The sequence below is a fragment of the Mageeibacillus indolicus UPII9-5 genome, from assembly GCF_000025225.2.
Lineage (GTDB): Bacteria > Bacillota > Clostridia > Saccharofermentanales > Fastidiosipilaceae > Mageeibacillus > Mageeibacillus indolicus.
In genome coordinates this window covers 157,951-178,073 of the sequence record NC_013895.2, presented here as the reverse complement: position 1 = coordinate 178,073, position 20,123 = coordinate 157,951, and the positions used below count along the sequence as shown (strand labels likewise).

The 20,123-nt window shown below is 46.9% G+C and carries 12 protein-coding genes; 4 read left to right on the top strand and 8 right to left on the bottom strand.

The features are described from left to right. Positions 1-3: 3 nt before the first annotated feature. Positions 4-6,231, bottom strand: coding sequence for an InlB B-repeat-containing protein (locus HMPREF0868_RS00730; RefSeq protein WP_012992793.1), 6,228 nt, complete (start codon positions 6,229-6,231; stop codon positions 4-6). 194 nt (positions 6,232-6,425) lie between these two features. Continuing rightward, on the bottom strand, positions 6,426-6,617 hold the full coding sequence (locus HMPREF0868_RS00725) for a hypothetical protein (protein ID WP_012992792.1): 192 nt from the start codon (positions 6,615-6,617) through the stop codon (positions 6,426-6,428). A 463-nt stretch (positions 6,618-7,080) separates the two neighbouring features. Between HMPREF0868_RS00725 and HMPREF0868_RS00720 the strand changes: the two genes are divergently transcribed. From HMPREF0868_RS00720 to HMPREF0868_RS07745, 4 genes are read left to right on the top strand one after another with little or no spacing between them, the layout of a single operon-like run. Beyond that, a complete protein-coding gene (locus HMPREF0868_RS00720; RefSeq protein WP_012992791.1) occupies positions 7,081-9,801 on the top strand; it encodes an NTP transferase domain-containing protein in 2,721 nt (906 codons plus the stop codon). Further along, positions 9,798-10,736 carry a DMT family transporter gene (locus tag HMPREF0868_RS00715; protein WP_012992790.1) on the top strand — a complete coding sequence of 313 codons (939 nt, stop codon included), beginning with the start codon at positions 9,798-9,800 and terminating at the stop codon, positions 10,734-10,736. The genes HMPREF0868_RS00720 and HMPREF0868_RS00715 overlap by 4 nt, the downstream gene beginning before the upstream one ends. 33 nt (positions 10,737-10,769) lie before the next feature. Beyond that, positions 10,770-11,822 (top strand): sulfotransferase family protein, encoded by a 1,053-nt coding sequence (locus HMPREF0868_RS00710; protein WP_012992789.1) that lies wholly within the window; start codon positions 10,770-10,772, stop codon positions 11,820-11,822. Positions 11,823-11,831: 9 nt separating this feature from the next. Beyond that, positions 11,832-12,932, top strand: coding sequence for a glycosyltransferase family 2 protein (locus HMPREF0868_RS07745; RefSeq protein ID WP_012992788.1), 1,101 nt, complete (start codon positions 11,832-11,834; stop codon positions 12,930-12,932). Between the two features lie 19 nt (positions 12,933-12,951). Here HMPREF0868_RS07745 and HMPREF0868_RS00700 read toward each other — a convergent pair whose 3' ends face one another. From HMPREF0868_RS00700 to HMPREF0868_RS00675, 6 genes are all read right to left on the bottom strand, one after another. After that, entirely contained in the window at positions 12,952-13,863 is a 912-nt protein-coding gene (locus tag HMPREF0868_RS00700; RefSeq protein WP_012992787.1) for a LysR family transcriptional regulator, read from the bottom strand. A 15-nt stretch (positions 13,864-13,878) separates the two neighbouring features. Beyond that, a complete protein-coding gene (locus HMPREF0868_RS00695; RefSeq protein WP_012992786.1) occupies positions 13,879-14,784 on the bottom strand; it encodes an ABC transporter ATP-binding protein in 906 nt (301 codons plus the stop codon). A 109-nt stretch (positions 14,785-14,893) separates the two neighbouring features. Beyond that, a complete protein-coding gene (locus HMPREF0868_RS00690) occupies positions 14,894-16,003 on the bottom strand; it encodes a taurine ABC transporter substrate-binding protein (protein ID WP_012992785.1) in 1,110 nt (369 codons plus the stop codon). Continuing rightward, complete coding sequence (locus HMPREF0868_RS00685) at positions 16,003-16,776, bottom strand: ABC transporter permease (protein ID WP_012992784.1); 774 nt, start codon at positions 16,774-16,776, stop codon at positions 16,003-16,005. Before HMPREF0868_RS00685 ends, HMPREF0868_RS00690 begins: the two co-directional genes overlap by 1 nt. 101 nt (positions 16,777-16,877) lie before the next feature. Further along, positions 16,878-18,149 (bottom strand): YeeE/YedE family protein, encoded by a 1,272-nt coding sequence (locus HMPREF0868_RS00680; RefSeq protein ID WP_041705755.1) that lies wholly within the window; start codon positions 18,147-18,149, stop codon positions 16,878-16,880. Positions 18,150-18,371: 222 nt separating this feature from the next. Further along, positions 18,372-20,069, bottom strand: a complete 1,698-nt coding sequence (locus tag HMPREF0868_RS00675; RefSeq protein ID WP_012992782.1) for an FAD-dependent oxidoreductase — start codon at positions 20,067-20,069, stop codon at positions 18,372-18,374. Positions 20,070-20,123: the final 54 nt, after the last annotated feature.

The window sequence follows — 20,123 nt, the reverse complement described above, 5'->3', positions numbered from 1 at the left end:
GCCTCAATCCAAATGGCAGGACGAGCAGCCGCCCTGTCCATTCGTTTCAGTTTGCCTACCGTTTCCGCCAAAAATTTTACCGACTTGGCGTTTAATGTAGTTGCCGGCTTTACCGGCCGCCTCGCTTACGGCCGTATAGGCTCTGTCAGCGGCTGAATAAGCCTTGTTCATGCCCATTCTGGCGCAGTCGCAAATCGCTACAACCGGTGGGAAGCCATAGGTTTGTTCGCGGTTGATCACCTTGAAGCCATCGAGGCAGCGCCCGATATAGATCGCGTCAAATTTCTTGCCGCCATAGCTGAGCGTTCCGCCGGAATCGCCGACTTCGTGCAGTTCATAGTCATAGGTGCGTGGGCTGGTGCGCCGGAATTTCAGCCGCACCGCCTCTATCCAGCCATGCCACTTGCTCCCGGCCGTCAACGCCGTGTTTCGGGTCGGCAGATGTTTCGCAATAAGCGGGTCGAGGAAAAGCATTTCCATCGTCAATGGTTTCGGGTTGGCCGCCGAGCCTACGGACAGGGTGTTGAAATCGAGCGGCTTGCCGTACTTGCCGAACCAAAACTTGTGTACTTCGACGTCGATGGTCGGCACTTCTGAGTTCAGTACTACTAACTCTTTCAGGCCTTCGAGCGATATTCCGTTACCGACAATCGACTGCGGGTTGACCCACATATCTTTGCCGTTCTCTTCTTTGACGCCGCCAAGTTCCATTTCAAATAACTTGGTATGCTCTACCCACTTTTCTTGTCCGACCGCCTGTCCGACCGCTTGTCCGGCCGCCTGTCCGGCTGCTTGTCCGGCCGTTTGTCCGGCCGCTTGTCCGGGTGCCCTTACCATAGCCTTGTGGTACATGAACATGCCCTTCTCATAACCGTCAGTTTGTTCCTCAGAACCTTCCTCGGTAGCGGTATATTGGAAAAATTGATGTGGCTTTTTATCAATTTCTGCCAGATGCTTAAACAATTCAGCCGTCCAGCTCAACTTCCCGTTATTTCCCGTCTTAAAATCAAAGGTTAACTTTTTGCGCCCATAGTTAGGCTGTAACTTGCCGGGATTCGGTTTATTCGTCGGGCCTTCGGTCTTGCTTACAGATAAGAAATCGGTCAGCATCAACGGCCTTCCCTTATCTTGATCCACTGGATCTACTGCATTGACATTCTTCACCCGTTCGACTACAAGCGGAGTTCCGAGCGGCAAGCCGATTCTCCTGTCATCTTCTTCCGATTTTTTCGTCAAATACCAGCCAAGACGCTCAGGATGCTCTGTTTCTTCCGCGGGTGTCTGCAGATTTGCATCACTTATTTCAACCATCTTGGGCTGAATTACTTTCCCTTTAGCGTCCTTGTACTCACCATTCGGTACCAGCTTTATTTTGCTAGCGAACGGCCGCATGAGGGGCGGTTGAACCGGTTGTTCTTGCTCCGGTGGAACGGCCTCATCCAGATTTTTTTCCAGATCTTCTTCCTGATCTGTAGCCAGTCCGTCATTGTACAACACGTTAGTATATATATTATATCCGCGCTGATCCAACCAAATTTTTCGCACGGACATCTTGCGGATTGGGACAATATCCGGTAACGGGACGTTTTCGTCTTTGAAACCATCGACAACATCAACGATATACTTATGACGTTCGACCTTAACGCTGCCTGCCCCGGCCGGAGAAGTACCGGTATCAGGAGTTGATCCACCTCCCGGCGTTACTCCCGGCGTTACTCCCGGCGTTGCTCCTTCGCCCGGCTCATTCTTCGCAGGATTTCGCGAGCCGGCAAAGTCAAAGGCAAATTCCATGTCATCCTTCGGCAATTCGATAACCAAGCGATGGTAACCCTTCGGCGTTTTTGCAGCCTCAGAATTGCGGAGCAAGACACGATAGTCCTCGTAAGTGAACTTGGTACTGAATTTGAGTCTTGTTTTACGAGCCTTTGCTGCAGCATCATCGCCCTGGTTGGGTTGCAAATCAGGCAGATCGGCGTTCCCGTTAATTCCGAGTAATTTACCTTCCTTATAGTCATTGCCTTTGTAATTGAACGTTATTTTTCTTTGCGCCGAACTGGTAAGTTTAAAGCCCGGCAAATCCAAGAAATTAGCCGCAGACCACTCCCGATTATAGTCGTGGTACACCACATGAGCCAAAACGAATGGGCTACCGTCCTTGTTCGGATGCATCACATCGTTTTCCGGCTGACTGCGGTTGCATTCATAATCTACCGCATATACTTGCCGGCGAATCGGCTTGTAGTAAAAATCGAAGTCGTTTATCGGATTCCAATCGGCACTGTCAGCTGCTCGATTAGCCGTTATGCTGTTTGGATCAGGATCAACAAGCTTGCGACGGCGGAAGAAACTGTTATCCTGCCACTGAGGCGGGGTCAGCCCGGATTTTTTAAAATCTTCGTTAGTCATCAAGAGCCATTCGCTGTTTTGCATGCGCCCGATTGCCGTCACATCTGAGCCGATCCTACCTTCATCTGTTTCGGTAAAGAAAGCGGTTTTGCCTGCGGGGAGGATTTCTTTTCCTTGCTTATTGTAAAAATGATGGTTGATTTTAAACTTAATAAACGGATTTTTCACCCACTGTGCCGTAAGTTTTGCCGCCTGATATACCGGCGTACCAAAAACGTAATATTCCGGTAAGCCTTGGGAGATCTTCAAATATTCGTCATCAATGATTGGCCGCTTGTTTCCGTCCCGTTTCACCTTGCCACGCTCATCAGTCTGATAATATTCATATTTCCAACCTTGGAAAATATAGCCATCTTTTTCTGGCACCAAAGCTTCGTTGTTGGGAGCTTGCCCTTCGCTCTTAGGTGTTTCGTTCAAATTTTTGCGCAAACTGGTTCCGGCTTTTACCGTTAGGATATTTTTGGCAGCATCGAACTTGGCATCTCCCGCCGCTTCGTCCGAGCCGAGTAAATTTTCCTTGGTCAAACTGCCTTCGGGTAGTTTTCCCCCGGCCAAATCGAATTGCAGTTCAAACAGGCGCGGATCTTCCCACTGCGCATAAATATTCTGCGCAACATTCGGCATAGTTACTTCACTTACGGTTCTGTATTTCGCCTTTCCATTTTCATCGCCCTCATATTTAGCCAACATAATTGCACCATTCGGGTCAAGCGACCAGCCACGAAATTCACAATCTTTCGCCCAAGCAGGCCGGGTCGGCTTCGGCAGCTTATTGACAACCATAGACAACGGGGTCTCATAGGAAACATGTAGATACTCCGTTTTTTGTGGCTGATTAGGGGTAAGCGGCTTGGTTAAAGCTGCAACAACTGCGTCGAAAGCATCCTTCTCGTACCACTTATGGGCAGGTCTAAGATCTTCCGGCAAACTAAAGTTTTCGGGATCAACGTGTATAAATAGCTTTTTCCTTCTGCGTCTATATTGGATAATACGAATACCGTTTTTATCCAAAAACTCTGTATTTTCATTACCAGGTTTGATCAAGTTAGTCGTATCTATCCACTTGATGTTTTTCATTTCTTCATCCGGATCAATGTTATGGTTAGGATCAATTATGGTCTCTTTAGCACTCTTAAATTGATCTAGTAGGCTTTTCTTAGCGTCTTCAAAGTCCTTTTCCTTTATGTCCAGTTTAAATATATCTTTGGGACCATTGGGGTCAGTTATGGGGTTCCTATCATTTTTATCTCGGTAATACTCCTCCACTGTTGGAATTGAAGTAATATATTTACGATAATTATCACCAGTATCAAAGCTAAAAGCCGAGAAGTATGAGTCTTTGATAATCCTTGGATTTTTCTCCACAAAGTCGGTTACACTACAGACATAATGCACCATTTCATATTGCCGCTGATTCAGAGTTGTTGAAGACATCAAAAATTTTATGTTGTAATCTTTATCGTGCGCACATATCATACACGGATTCGTTAAGGGTGTTTGCGACACAGCCCAAAGAGAGTTCTGCATTTCTTCTGGTTTAGTTATTTCTTCTGCTTTAGTTACTTTTTCTCCTATATATGTTTTCCACCCATTAAGCACTCTATAACCATCTTCTTTAACAGCCTTATTAGAGGAATTATCTATTACCCTTGAGTTATTTGGTTCTGCTAATGTGCCTACAAATATCGGTTTGTCCGTTTTTTCCTCCTTTTCACTATATTCCGGGAAAATCATTTTTTCGCTAAGACTTTCCCCATAGCGGGCTGTAACGGTATAAGGGTTTTCCTCAGTATATTCTTTACCACCTATAATCATTTTAAAGTGGTGAGGTTTGTCTAAAGTTTTAGTTTTTTGAAAAACCAAAACAGAAGTCGGATCAAACTTGAGCGTATAAACACGCCTCTTTAAAAAAACGTTGTATATACCTTTTCCGTTAAGCAAAACCTTTTTTCCGTGATTTAAATCTTTGGTCATTTCTTCAGTTGTTTTCTGATCAGCAAGATCAGCGAAACTAGGCTCGTACTTTGAATATCTAAGATATTTACTGTCACCACTCTGTCTATTCTTGATATTAGCAAAGCTACTCACAAATAAGTAATAGTAAAAAAAGTTATTATCCCGGAACTTTTTTTCTTCGACAGTTGCTGGAGCGAACAAAGGATCTCCAATGTGTTTTTTTAATAGGTCTACAGCTTGCCCATTAGTAGGTGATATCCCCGTTACCATGTCCGTCTCAGGCGGAGCTTCTGCCGAAGTGGTGGTAATCAAATCAAAATCCTGCATCGCCTCATCAATGTTCGCGTAGCCATTCGGACGATCCGGGTGATTCGCTTTCTCTTGCCAATAATAGACCGTGTAATGCACATTCTCAGGGAATTTGTAAATGGCGGTAAAAGTAACGCCACCGGCCGGCATATAATATTTGCCGTTCGGATCTTTTAATTGCGCCGTGGTAATAATTTTTCCTTGCTCAGAAAGGCTTTTTGAAAGTTCTTTTGCCGCAGCAGGGTCGCCATCCGCACTATTTGCGATCTCGCTCTTCAACTGAGCAACTTCAGCTTCCGTCGGGCACTTGTAGATCGGGTTATTGCCATCTTTCTTGGCCCCATCTTCCGTATATTCATATAAATCTTTATTAGTTATCCAGCCAAGAAAATGGCTGCCATCAAGCTTAGGTTCCGCCGGGATGGGCAAACGCTGCCCGAAACGAACCTTCCGCGGAGGGATCGACGTTCCGCCTTGCGTGTCATAATTGACCTCGTAAGACTGCCGCAAATAGCGCAATTCCTTCGTATAGCCTTGCGCCAATTTAGCCGATGGGAAAACTATTTTTGACCCTTTCGGTTCGGGCATAAACCCTTCGATCTGATCATCGGGCAAAAATTTAAGTTCACGTTCTTCACCTACGTACCCTTTTTCACGTGAGGCCGCAATATTTTTGCGTGAAAAATACTTATATTCTCCTTTATTGTCTTGAGCTAAAGATTGGAACGTATGATTTACTGCCACCTCAACTTCTTCAGGCTCATACAGGTAATCAACTTCCGCTTTCTTGAGGTTTGCCCCGGTATCGTCCGGCTGATTATCGGCCGACTGATTATCTGCTGCCTTGGCGAGATTTACCACATTGTCATAATTGAGTTCGACAAATTTGTTCTCTCCTTCACCCTCTACCCGAGGCACTTCGCTGTAGTCTGGTTTGCCAGCCAGGATGCCTTTACCGGGTATAGTATATCCGTCAGCCGGAAATAGCTTCACTTTGGTATGAACATCGTTCCATTCATTCCCCCATGCATTTTCTCCCACGGTGATTTGATACGGATCATGCAAAACCAGCGGATCTGTCTCTTTCCCATTCTTTATTTTCTTTCCCTTAAAATTCAAGGTCAAGCTGTACAAAGTAGGCATCGGCGGATTTTTCACTTGCTCAAGCGCTGTCTCGTCCGTCATCGGGTCAGGTCCATCAATGCGGCGTGCTCGCAGCGGCGGATTTTGGTTCACGTCAAATGAAGAGTTTTCTCCAAGCTCCGCTTCGCCTTCTTCCATGCCGATTTGATCCGCATTCGGGTAGTTGGATTTATCCGGTTCTACATGTGAGGTCGGGGCTGCGTTTTCTTCGCTAGTCGTGGGGGGCAGCGGAGTCGTATTCTCCGGAGTAGCTGAAGCTGGGGCAGCTGGTTTTGGCGTCAATATAGCTGTATCGACTGGCTGTGTCGCTGCATCTTGGGCATACACTTCCGAAATATTAAGCGGGGCAACCGTGCTAGCAACCATCACCAGAGCCAAAAGCAGCGCCGGGATTTTTTTCAGTTTTATATCAAACATATTACTTTTATTACCTCACATTACATTATCGTTAATATTGTACTACAAAAAAAAAAAAAAAAATGGGCTCCCGCGCATTTTTCGCACGGACAAGCCCAAGTCAATTTTCTCAATAGTATGTAGATTAAGAAGATGAAACAGTCGTTATATGTTACCCATCCATAAACAAATCAGTTGTTATCTCAACTTGCCGCTCACCTAAAACTCAGCTTGGTAAGTATGCGCACCGTTTCCAGCAACGCTTCCCGTAGTATAACCGTTCCCCAGGCCAATTGAAAGCAAATAACACGGGTACAAATGGCCATGGTTATAGCAATTACGATCGCAAGATGGTATTTGTCGATTATTTTGCCGATTTTGCGCGGGAGTGATGTCTTCGTTTCCATAGATGTACCTCCATTAATTATACAAGCTGACTATCCCTGTTGAGTTAGCACTAAGCCGATAATATTTCTATCTAATCTGACAATTTACGATTATTGAATTATCCTCCTTCGTATTTAATGATAAAATGCTTCCTAGCTTTCATATTTCGTAGTGCGTATTGTACCATATTAATTCGCTTATCGCAATATTTTTTGTGCGTCTTAACAAATTTAGTCAAAAAAACGGATAGTATCGTTTCTGTTAAGGATATACATATTATGTTGATTTTTTGACAGGCGGTGCCGTCGAGTATCTCCACCAAACTTTAACTTTGTCCCTTCAGCTTTGTGTATTGATTGTTGAGCGCGCAAAACCTAAAATAGAATGACACGTTGTTTTCTGTGATGGGACCGGAAGTCAGCTATTAATCTGAAATACGTCGCCTTTTATTCATCAAACTTGACTTACCTGAGGAGGCTAGCCATGTCGTACCGTTCGACAGCGAAACGCAAAATTCCCAATATTTCGAAGAATGAGTTTGAACGAACCCGTGCTTGGGACCCGAAAATGCTGAATGCTAATGATTTGGAGCCAAACGCCACGGATACGAGCTTATCCAATGTCACGCGGACGGCGATCATCACCGCCGATTTTTCCGGCCTAGCTTTCGGAGATGATCGTGGCGGTACTTTGCCGGCTTTGCTCAAAATAAAAAATACCTGTATGTTGGAACGCCTGCTATCTCAACTTAAATCCTCCGGATTTACCCAAATTTACATCATAACCGGCTACGAAAAAGAACGTTTGGCCTACTTAGCTGATGTGCCGGGCCTTACCCTTAGCTACAATCCGGCCTACCGTGACGGGAACAGTCGGGCGGTGCGCAGTATTATAAAAGAGCTTGAGCATGCCGGGAAAAGATTCTCGGTTCTACTTCTCAATGCCGGGCTGTATCTTAGCGAGGCCGTAAGCAAAAACTTAAACATCGTTCTTGCTCAGGCTGAAATTGTATTCACCGCAACCCCAGCTGCCGCCAGTATCCCTTTAATATTCTTCAGCGAAAAGGCTGGCGCTGACGGGTCTTTGCTCAAAGCCCTTCACCTCGTTGATAACGATGACATTTTTGCCGCCCTATTGGCCGAACGTACACTTAAACATCAGGCGCGAGTACTAGTTTTTTCGGAACAGGACGCGTTCAATGTTGAAACCTCCAATGACTATCTAAATTTGCTTAGTCAGTTTGACTCTACGCAAAAAGACGCTTTGGCTTGGGCAGCCACCGCTTTAAAAGCTGAGCCGTCCGATTTGTTATGGGAAGAGCCGGTCAAGCGTGGCATGACCAACCGCACGCTGGCATTTAGTTTTAAAAATGAACGCTATTTGTTGCGTGTGCCCGGAGCCGGAACGTCTGAACTGCTTAACCGTCATCAGGAAGCAGATGTCTATCGGGCGATTGCTGCCTGGCCCCACGCCGAAAAAGTTTTGGCCTTTGATCCGCTGACCGGACGAAAAATCAGCAAATTCATCACCGGTTCACACACTTGCCGCCCGTATAATTTGGCCGATTTAAAGCTCAGCCTCCATACCCTCCGCGACTTGCATCAAGCTGCCTTGACCGTGCCGCACCGCTTTGATTTGGCCGAAAGAATCAATTTTTACACGGAGCTCTGCCAAGGAGAACCGTCACCGTTCCAAGACCATGCAGCCGTCCGCCAGTCTATCGACCGGATTTTGGTTTGGCTTAACAGTCTGCCCCGCCACGAAACCCTTTGCCACATTGATTTCAATCCCGACAACACCTTAATTGCAGGGAAGAAATGCACCCTGATCGACTGGGAATATGCTGCTATGCAGGATCCCTTATGCGATCTGGCCATGTTTGCCATCTATGCCGGATATAATCGTGATGCATTAGATCGGTTTATTGACTTGTATTTTGCACTGGACGGTATCACGCCGGAGCCTTTTGAGCGGCTCAAAGTTTATGCTTATGTCGCTGTTGCCGGGTTTTTATGGGATATCTGGTGTCAGTACAAGTCACAACAAGGCGTAGAGTTCGGAGAGTATTGGCAAAATCAATTTTTGTACGCTAAACACTACAGCACTCTTGTCTTGCAAACTCTGCCCCAATTGGAACTTACGCGCACCGAGAATGCCGTTATTCTCGCAGCCGGAATGTCGAGTCGTTTTGTTCCCCACTCTCTCCTGAAACCAAAAGGTCTGTGGGAAGTAAATGGTGAGGTCTTAATCGAACGACAAATCCGCCAATTGAGGGAAGCCGGGGTCAAAGATATAACTGTCGTGACCGGTTACAAAGCCGAACAATTCGCTTATTTAAAAGAAAAATTTGCCATTAAAATAGTGTTCAATCCTTTTTTCGCTACTAAAAACAACATTTATTCGTTGTTGCCGGTCGCTGAAAAACTCGGTAATACTTACATTTGCTCCGCCGATAATTATTTTACGGCCAACCCGTTTCGGCTGTATGACCAAAAACCATACTACGCCGTCAATCGGGCCCGCGGGGAAACGGCTGAGTGGTGTGTCTATACTGATGCCGACGGTTTAATCAATAAGGTCAAGATCGGGGGGCGAAATGCTTTCTACATGATTGGGCAGGTTCGTTTGGATCGGGGCGCGGCGGCTGCTTTGTGCGAGGTTTTGCGCACAGCGGCCAAGGATCCCGCTTCCGATAATCTGTTGTGGGAAGCCGTTTACGCGGCCAATACGGCTAAAATACCGCTGTACCCCAAGCTTTACCGGCAAGGACTCATTTATGAGTTTGATACAGTGGGTGAGGTCAGCAAATTTGACCCGGATTTTCTCGTTAAGCAGCCGTCGGAAATTTTGGCAGCCGTCGAAGCGAGCTACGGCATTGCTCCGGCGGAATGGAATAAGTTTGTCTCGGTGGATCTACAAAGTTTGCCTGAATCTCTGCGGCATCGTATCACCGCTGTCTCTACAGCTGCTGCGGCCTCTACAACCGATGTGGTCTCCCCAACCGCTGTGGCCTCTACAACCGCTGCGGCCTCCGTCCTTAGACTATGGCGTAAAAGAAGATGTTTTCTGCTGCTTTTGGACAAAAATAATCAACTGCTCAGCCTACTTGATGCCGCCGGGCGACCACTGCCGACCAAGCAGCCGCGGCCGACGAAGTTCGAACAAAAGAGCTCACCTCGCATCAATTTACAGGAGGATTTATGATTCCGGGACTTTTATCAGGTTTACTTTGGGGCTTGGATACGGTGATGATCGGCGTTGTTCTTGCCAAACTCGGCAACGATTTTCTTTTGGCTTTTTTGGCACCAATTCTCAGTTCCTTCATACACGATGCCATGTCGGCGGTCTGGCTCTGGGTAATAACTTTTCTGCGTCGAGGAATAAAACCGCTTTTCAAAGTATGGCATTCCAAAGCAGCCGTTGAAGTAATGGTTGCCGCCTTGTTGGGCGGCCCTATCGGAATGACTTGCTACGTATTAAGCATTCGTGATCTTGGCTCCGGCTTGACAGCACTGTTCTCGGCATTTTTCCCTGCTTTGGGAGCGGCCATGGGACATTTTTTCTTAAAACAACGGTTGAAGTTTTATCAGTGGCTTTCGCTACTCGTTTGTCTGGGAGCCGTTGCCGTGCTGAGCGTACCTACCTCAGGCGGTCTAAAAATCACGGCGACCGGTCTGCTTTGGGCCATAATCTGTGTGGTCAGTTGGGCGGCGGAATCGGTAATTTGTGCTCACGCAATGCAAAATGACGCCGTATCGGCCGAGCAGGCCATCGTTATTCGCCAAACAGTTTCCGCGCTAACCTACGCAATAATTATCTTGCCGTGGCTGAACGCTTGGGAAATGATTCCACCGTTGCTATCGCTACCTTCCAGTGGTTTCTTGCCATTGGCCGCCATATGCGGAGCATTTTCGTTCATTTTATACTATCGAGCCATACATCAATTAGGAGCGGGGCGCGGCATGGCCTTGAACATCACTTATTGCGCTTGGGCTATGATCTTTGCCGCCATTTTTTTGCACGAAAAGCCGTCCCTATACCAGCTGGCAGCCGCAGTCGTTCTGATTATCGCTTCATTAGTAACGGCCGGAGCTTTTATATTTAGGCGTGGTGTTTCCCCTTCCGATAAGTTAAAATAATTTGCACAAAGTTATTTATGAAAGAAGGCATTTATGTTTAAATATATCATTCCGGTCGGTTTTATCGGATCAGGCAGTTCCGCTTGTACCGATCTTCTGGGCGAATACGAAGGAATTACCGCCCCTCACGGCTCTTTTGAATATGTTTTTTTGCACTGCCCGCACGGCCTGTTCGACTTGGCCGATCAGTTGACTGTCGGAAATACCGCCCTGCGCAGTGACGCCGCTTTGCATGCCTTTAAACAAACCATGCAGGCCTTAAACCGTGGCCGGTGGTGGGTAGGACACTATGCCGACTTGATTGGCAGCGAGTTTGCTGCCGCGGTAGATGAACTGTTGGCCGAACTTATTGAGGTTAGACCACATTTTTACTGGTATGAGCAGGAAAAATTCAGCACTCGCGATTTACCCTATTTGGCTTGGCGCAAAACCGTCAAGCTTTTGTCAGGTGGGCGCAAAGTTCTTCCCTTACCGCTAAATTATCCCGAAATGTGGTTGGCTTGGCCGAAGCATGCCGAGTTCACCGCCGCCGCGCAAAAATTCGTCAATCGTATCGCCGCCGCCATCGCCGCCAAAGCACCCGATGCCACTGGAATAATTATGGATCAGCTGTTATTACCTCATAATTTATGGCGATTTGCCGATTACTTCAATGACGATTATGCCGCTATAGTCATCGGGCGTGATCCGCGGGACGTTTTTATTGCCAATAAATATGTCTGGGCCAAAAATAATGAACCTGTACCCTATCCCACCGTGGTTGAAGAATTTTGCCGCATGTATCGGCGGTTACGGGAAAGTGTGCAGCCTTACTCTGATGCCCGAATCTTCACCTATGCCTTTGAAGATTTAATTTATAATTATGAAGCAACCGTTGCCCAAATAGAACATGATCTGGGTCTGCTTTCGCGTCAGCACATCGCCCCGAAAACTAAATTCAATCCTGCCATCTCCGTCAACAACACGCAGTTGTGGCGGCAAAATCCTGTTTGGCAAGAAGAGGCTTCCATAATAGCCCGGGAATTATCCGCTTATTGCTACAATTTCCCCTATTCTTTCGATGCCGATTTAAGCCGAACTTTCTGAGAGGTAACTATGCTGTTCAGCTTGATTATTCCGGTTTGGAATGTAGAAAAATATTTGCCGGCCTGTTTCAATTCTTTGTTGCAACAAAGCGAAACTGATTTTGAGGTTATTTTCGTCGATGACGGGTCTCCGGATCGATCCGCTGAGTTCATCGCCACGCAGATCGCCAGTCAGCGTTTAACCAATTTTCATTTGTTGCGGCAGGCCAACGCTGGAGCCGGAGCGGCACGCAATAACGGCTTGGCAGCGGCCAAGGGCGATTATGTGCTTTTTGTCGACAGTGATGACCTGTTGCCGGCAGATGCCCTGGCCAATTACAAAAAAGCGATCGAGTCTTATCCTGAGGCGGTAGTCTTTTATAGCAATTTTTATATTCTTGCCTCATCCGTACCGACTGTTCCGGCTGACCCGGCTGTTCCGGCTGTTCCGGCTGGCCCGGCTGCCCCGGCTGTCCCAACTGCCACGGCTGCCCAAGCTGACTCGAAAAGACTCGGCCAATCGGCAAACCCGGAAGTCAGAAAACTGCAACCGTTCAATCTAAATTTGCCACTGCACCAATTGCGGGGTGAGCCGCAACCGCTGCCGCTGCAAGCAGTCGCCCCCTGGAACAAATTGATTTCCCGCTCCTATCTACTGAAACACCCCGATATCCGCTTCCCCCACGGCCTTTGGTATGAAGATTTGGAGTTTTGCTTACGCTTACAAATGTATGCGCCGCTCTGGGTGGCCTTGCCGGACTACAACTATATTTACCGCCTGCGGCCGGAATCAGCCATGAGCTCTAAGCGACTTGAACGCAACCGTGACATTCTCACAATCTTAGATAGATGCCGAACCGCCTATGCCGAGGCCGGTTTAAGCGATAAATACCGCTCCGAACTGGAAGCCGTCACTGCCTACCACGGCTATTTAAGCGTGTTGACCCGACTTTACCGAGCGTCTGCGGACGTAGCGGTTGCAACCTTTGAGATTCCGCTTTATCGCAATTACAAAAAAATCAATTGCCCGAATTATCTGCACAATTCTTTGCTCTCTTGGCGGCAAAAATTACTCGGCCTCCTCTACGATCTGCGGTGTGGCCGCCTGCTGCGATTTTTCCACCTGATTTAGCGTTATTTCACTTCGTTTTTTACTTTTTATCCGCTCTGCCGCCGGACGCTTCCGTCGTAGGCACTACAATGTACTGACGCAGTTTTTGCGCCAAATTACAAGCTTGGCACGTATCATAATAAACCATATAATATGGTTGCCACAGATTAAGGCCGCGAATAGTTACCGTCGCCAGCTTGCCGGCCTCAATATCTTCACGTACCGAAGCGAAGTACAAAAAACCCAACCGTTCCCCTTGATACAAAATCTCTTTCGTCAAGCGGATATTACCGATAAACTTTAATTGATTAAACTGAGAAAGTTGTATTCCCATTTTATAGAAAGTAGTGGTTAAGGACTGTAGCAATCCCGAGCCGTGCTCACGCATCGTCAGCTTCTCATCAAACAAATCCGCCAAATCCACCGTTTTACCGGCCAAATTGTGATTTGGCGAGCAGACTAAGACGATTTGATCGCGAAAAAATTCCTCTTTAATCATGCCGGCACGTTCTTTCACCGGCCCGGAAATAAGGGCGCAGTCGATGCTCCGTTCTTCCAGAGCACCCAGCAAAATGTCGGTATTTTCAACCAACAGATTAAAATGCAAGCGATTTTGCGCCAAAAGCTTGGTGTAAAGCGGTATATAGTATTCGCCGACCGTACGACTCGTCCCAATATTGCTGGAAGAACGATTGTTGGAGCGTGCCAAGGTATGTTCAAATTTTTCAATCATATCCAAAAGCTCATACAAATGGTCACGCAGCAAAATTCCCTCATGGGTAAGTTTCACTTCTCGTCCTTGGCTGTAAACCAGCTTAACCTGCAACCTATTTTCAATATATTGAATATGTTTGGTAACCGTCGGCTGAGTATAATTAAGTCGTTTGGCCGCCTTGGTATAATTCAACTGTTTAGCTAATTCGAGAAAGGTTTTATACCGTATATCTAACATTTAATCATACCACCTCTATTCCGGGGTCAAAATTTCGTATATTTCTTCTTTCAAGCGCAAATAACTTTCGTCCATATATTCGTTCGGGTGACGCGACGTATATGCCGAATAGGTGTAATTTGTCGCGTAAGTTTTGACAATTCGCCCCGGGTCGGGAGCCAAAACGATAATTTTGGTTGCCAGGGCTAGAGCTTCATCTATGTCATGCGTAATCATAAAGAAGGTGCTGTCGCCGAGCCACCACAGCTTGCGCAAGAGATTTTGAATCTTGATACGGGTTATTGCATCGAGAGCACCCAAAGGTTCGTCCATGAGAATCAGCTCCGGATTGTTGGCCAAAACCCGCGCCAGCTGGACACGTTGGCGCATTCCTCCGGACAAATTAAACACGTATTCTTGAGCATAGGGGGTCAATTCGATCAAATCAAGCAATTCGGCAACCCTCGCTTTTACGGTAGTCGCTTCGCAGTGACGCATGTTGAGGCCGAAAGCTATATTATCAAAGACATTTAGCCATGGGTAAAGGGCTTGTTGTTGAAACACCACGCCTCGATGCCATCCTGGGCCGGTAATCGCCTCCCCCTTAAACATAACTTGGCCTTCGTGTACCGGCAAATATCCGGCCAGAATATTCAGTAATGTGCTTTTGCCACAACCTGAAGCCCCCAAAACGCAGACGAAATCGCGTTTGGCTATTTCGAAGGAAATGTCTTGCAAAATCGGGCGTTCGGTCGGCGAATAGGCGAACGAAACTCGATCACAAACTAAGATGGTTTCAGGTGGCTGGCCCGCGTGGTTTCGAGCGTCGAGTCGGCGTAAAGACGCCGTTGGCGCGGTTTCGGCCGGAGTAACGGTTGCGTTCGCCGCATTTGCTGCCGGCTCATTATATTTGTTACAAGTAATTTTAGAAGTCATAGTCATTAAATTCAGTTTTCCATCAGCTGCCGAGAGATCCCGCTGAAGCCTGAAGTGAACAAGCTTCCTGCACCACTTTCCCGGTAACGCTCATGCTTATCATAATACCATATTGTTAATTTTTCGTAGGTTCAGGCAAAAATTCTCCGTTAACAAATTCACGTATGGCAGCCCGATCCGGAACATGGGGAATAGTTTTAATTTGATGTAAAAACTCACTCAAATCGTGTAAAACTTCAATTAGTTTGCCCGGTCCATCTCCCGAGCCAAAATAAGCCCGTGCCGTAGTCAAGTCCAACCACTGCGATCCGCTCATCTGCAAAGCTGCCAACTCAGGCGATATTTCCAGCTTAGGTGCCAAAATTTTTGCCGCTTCATCCGGGTGGCTCCGATAAAACTGATTAGCCTTAATAACCGCCGCCAAAAAGGCTTCGGTGATATCCTGATTACGTTCAGTAAAAGCACGACGCCCAAGCATGACATTAGCGGTAGGGTTGCCGGTCGCGGCCAATTCGCGCGAAGTAATTAAAGTAATCCCGCCGGAATTCTGAATCGTGTTCAAGGCCGGTTCCCATGTGTAGGCCCCGTCAATATCTCCCCTTTGCCAGGCAGCAGCAATATCCGTAGACTTCATATCCAATAAAGTAACCGACCCGACCAGATTATGCCTGACCAAAGTCTTTAACAAACTGAAGTGCGAAGTCGAGGCAAAAGTTGTCGCCACTACCTTGCCGCGCAAGTCATCAATTTTGCTGATACCGCGATCTTTTTGCACCACCAAGCCCTCATTCGTGCCCAAAATTTCATGAATCCAAATAAGTTGAACCGGCAGTTTTTTAGCCATTGCGATTACCGCATTGGTTATTCCCATGGAAGCGAAGTCGATGCTACCGGAAGCAAAAGCTTGGTTAGCCTCAACCCCCGAGTCGAAAACTGTGAATTTCGCCTCAACATTCATTTCGGCCAAGCTCCGCTGCAAATTTCCCATACTGATAGCCAGCATTTCATCATTAGGCACGCGCAAATAGCCGATGTTTACCATCCGCCGCGCCGAATTTTTTTGAGCCGGAACACCGCCGGCAAGCTCTTCCGACTTATGATGTTCAGGCTTGTCGAGCGAATGTGGTAAATAGTGGTAAAAACTCAGACTCAAACCGCCGCATACAAAAACAACGATTAAAATCCGTAGCAAGGTGCGAAAATTTGCTGCGCTCAGTTTAGGCATCAGCTTTTTCCTTTCCAAAACACTAAATGTTTCTCCAAAAAATACAGGCAGCGGTCAATGACCAGTCCGGTCACGCCCATAATAATTATTCCCATAAAAATAATGTCGCTTTTCAGATAACGTGACGCATCCATCACCATCCAGCCAACTCCGGATGTCGCAGCCGTCATTTCCGTAGCCACTAGTGTTGAATAAGCAAAGCCGAATGCAGTGCGCAAGCCGGTGAACAGTGCCGGTTGGCAAGCCGGCCAAATAATATATTTTAGAATTTGATTTGTATTTGCGCCTAGAGATTTAGCACTTAATATGTAATCCCTACGAATACCTCCGATAGCAGCGACACAGGCAATGTACAGAGGCGCGAAGGCCGATAAATACAGCAACATAATTTTTGAGCGATCATCAATGCCAAGCCAAAGTATGAGCAAAGGATAATAGGCAAGCGGCGGTATGGGGCGATAGAACTGTACCAAGGAATCGACTGCTTTCTGTATCCATTTTATGTAGCCACTGAGGAAACCCAGCGGAACTGCAGTAACAAAGGCAGTCAGCAAAGCCAGAAAAAGGCGCACAAAGCTGCTCCGTAGATGTACGCCCAAACTGATACCGCCATATCCGTTCTGCACGGTGTAAATGAAAGTTCGCCATACAGTGAGCGGCGACGGTATCATTACCGAATCGTGCTTCACTAAAGCTGTATAGCCGAACCAAACCGCTAAAATACCCAGCCATACAGCCGGCGCTATCGGTAATTTTTCGCGTAGCATTTTCATTCAGTTCCATTTCTCCTTTGGTACGGCTTATTACAGCCTATTACAGCTTGGTGCAGTTTGGTGAAATCTTGTACAGTTTGATGCAAATTTGTACGGCTTAGTTACAGACCGACTTTTTTGGCTATTTTGTTACCCAGAATCCCGCCTAAAACCATTACCACCAAGAATATCCAACCTGACAGCGAAAAATTGGCAATCGGCGTATACAAAGCTCCGACGTTACAGCCGTTGGATAAACGGGTTCCAAAGCCCATGGCCAGCCCCCCTATAGCATAAAATAAACCTTGCTTGGCTGAAATTCGATAGCCGGCTTTTACCGCGTCACGAAGCTGTTCCGCTGAAAGCAAGTAGAAGGCTGTGCCGAGCAAAATACCTATATTTTGCAAAGTTATCGGATGCAATAAGAACGGCAGTTCATAAGGTTTAGCCGCGCCGTGCGTAAATGCGACAATGGCATCTGTACTCACCCCAAATTGCATCAAAACTTTCCCAAACCAGAAGCCGTAAGGAGTGCTCGCTCCCCAACCCGCCTTGGTAACCCCCATCAGCACGACAAAAATAAACGAAATGACTATAACCGCCGTCCGCAACGACCACGGCCGCACAAAATAGCGTTCATAGGCGGTGGCAGAAAAAAACGGTACGTCGTTTTCACTCAACTTATCCGCGGCAATCTTCAGCTGGACCCCTTCATCAAAATGCCCGAAATATTCACCCGTTTTTTTGCGCTTGTTTTCATAATAGCGGCTTAAACGCACTACAATAATGCAAAGCACACCTGTAACTGCCAATGCGCCCAAATATCCGTCAAGCCCGTCAAACTTAAAATAATCCGGGAAGTAAACACCTTTGGTGCCGATTGCCGCGCCGGTCGGAGAAGTAAGCCAAGAGTCTTTGATCCATCCGGCAGTATTTTGCAGCGGAAAGCCGAGAAAAACACCGGCACAAAAGAAGACCAAAGTTATCAACGCTCGCGGTAGTGCAGTGACCAAATCGGTCAGAACCCCCGAGGCGCAGCAAGAAGAAAACGCCATCCCGAAACCGAAGAAAATTCCGCCCAGCAAAAGGCCGAAATTAATCGGGTTTACCCATAGATCAAATTTTGTAGCGTCTGCCTGAAACAGAACCGCAACCGTACCGGCTGCCGATACGAAAAACATCAGCATCAAAGTTCGCATCAATCGGGTTGACCCGGTTAAATATGCACGGTTGACGCTGCCGGCAAATCCCATGTAGCCCCTTGAAAGTGCATAACCGAGCAAACCACCGATAATAAGGCGAAAAAACAGCATTGAGGTCGGCAGCAGAAAATATCCCGCCAGCAATACTGCTATCAGGAATATCCAACCGACGATTCTTTCCGTATGTTTCATGTTACCTGTACCATCCTCATTCATATTTATTTAAAAATGCCAATGTACCACCCCGACGGGGCAGTACATTGTCACCGAACAAATTACATTTCTTACTTAGCAATGCCGATCTCAGCAGGGCAGTCAGCCGGTACGCACAGCGCAGCATGCACAGTATAGCTCAGCACTTAGCGACACAATGCGACCGGCAGGAGCTGCGAGCTACAACTCACACCTACTCGCTTAATTAAAGTTATAAGCCGTTACAATCGGTTTACGGCCGGTTACCTGATCGTTGTAGAACTCATACTCACTGATGCCTAAGAACGAACCATCCATATTATACACATTAGTGTAACCACGTTGGCCAAGAGCTCTGACCATGTTGTAGCTACGTTGGCTCGAACGGCAATAAATGTAGACCGGACGATCATGCGGAATTTCATCCAGACGATTCCTGAACTGACTCAACGGAATGTTAATCGCGTTGACAACGTGGCCAACGGCATATTCATTTTCTTCCCGGGCATCAATGATGAACGCATTTTCTTCTACCAATTTACGAGCGGCAGTTACTGGAACTTTCTTAAATTCACCATTGAGCAAATTAAGTGCTACAAGAGCAGCATGGTTGACAACATCCTTAGCTGTACCGTAGTTCGGAGAATATTCCAGCTCAAGCTCCTTCAGATCTTCCAAATTACCGTGCAGCATGATCGTAGTTGCGATAACATCTATACGCTTAGTAACATTGCCCAAGCCTACAGCTTGCGCCCCCAGAACCTGCCCTGACGGTTCAGCATACAGCAGCTTGAAGAACAAATTCTTGGAGCCAGGCATCAAGCCGACGCCATCTTTCGGAATAATATAGGAGAACCCGTATTTAATACCTTGAGCTTGGCATTGCTTCTCGTTCATACCGGTAGAAGCGACATTCATATCAAATACTTTAACAGAAGAAGACCCGATGACGCCGGTATTCACGTAAGTACGACCGTACATATGGTCGGCGGCAGCTCTCGCCTGACGTTGCGCCGGGCCTGCCAAGGTGAGTTTGGTCGCCTTGCCGGTGAAGAAATCTTTAACTTCAATCGCATCGCCTACCGCATAAATATCCGGATCATTCGTTTGATAATGATGATTTACCTTGATATAACCGGCCTCATTCAATTCCAAACCGGCTTCTCTAGCCAGTTGCGTATTCGGAGCCACACCGATGGACAAAATCACCGCCTGCGCCGGCACGGTTTTGCCGGATTGCAAGACGACCTTGTCACTCTCAATTGCTTTAACCCCATCACCAAGATGCAGTTCAACACCTTGATTATACAGGTGACGGTTGACGATCTGCACCATGTCGTAGTCCAGCGGTGCTAAGATTTGTTTTTCCGCCTCAATTATCGCAACGTTATAACCGGCTTTTTTGGCATTTTCCGCCACTTCAACACCGATGAAACCGCCACCGATAACTGCTACATCTTTCACCTTATTGGCTTCCGCGTAAAACATAAAAGCTTGTAAATCAGGCACTGTCTTCATCACAAACACGTTTTTACCGTCAACCCCGGCAATGCTCTTCGGGCGAACTGCCTTTGCTCCTGGAGCCATCACCAAAACATCATATTTTTCTTGGAAAACTTCTTCAGTCAGCAAGTTTTTCACTTCAACGTATTTTTTCTCGCGGTTAATGCTGATTACCTGATGATTGACGACAGCGTCAATATTATATTGATTTTTAAATTCTTCCGGGGTCATCAAAATCAGATTCTCAGATTTTTTTACCGTACCGCTGATGTGGAAAGGAATGCAGCAGTTAGAAAATGAAACATAAGGTCCCATTTCAAACATCTTGATTTCAGCGAACTCATCCAAACGCCGTACACGAGCTGCTGTTGAAGCTCCGCCCGCAACACCGCCGATAATGACAACTTTTTTACCCATAATATATACCTCCGTTTTTGTATTTAAGTTTGCGCTTACGCGCGTATGATACAC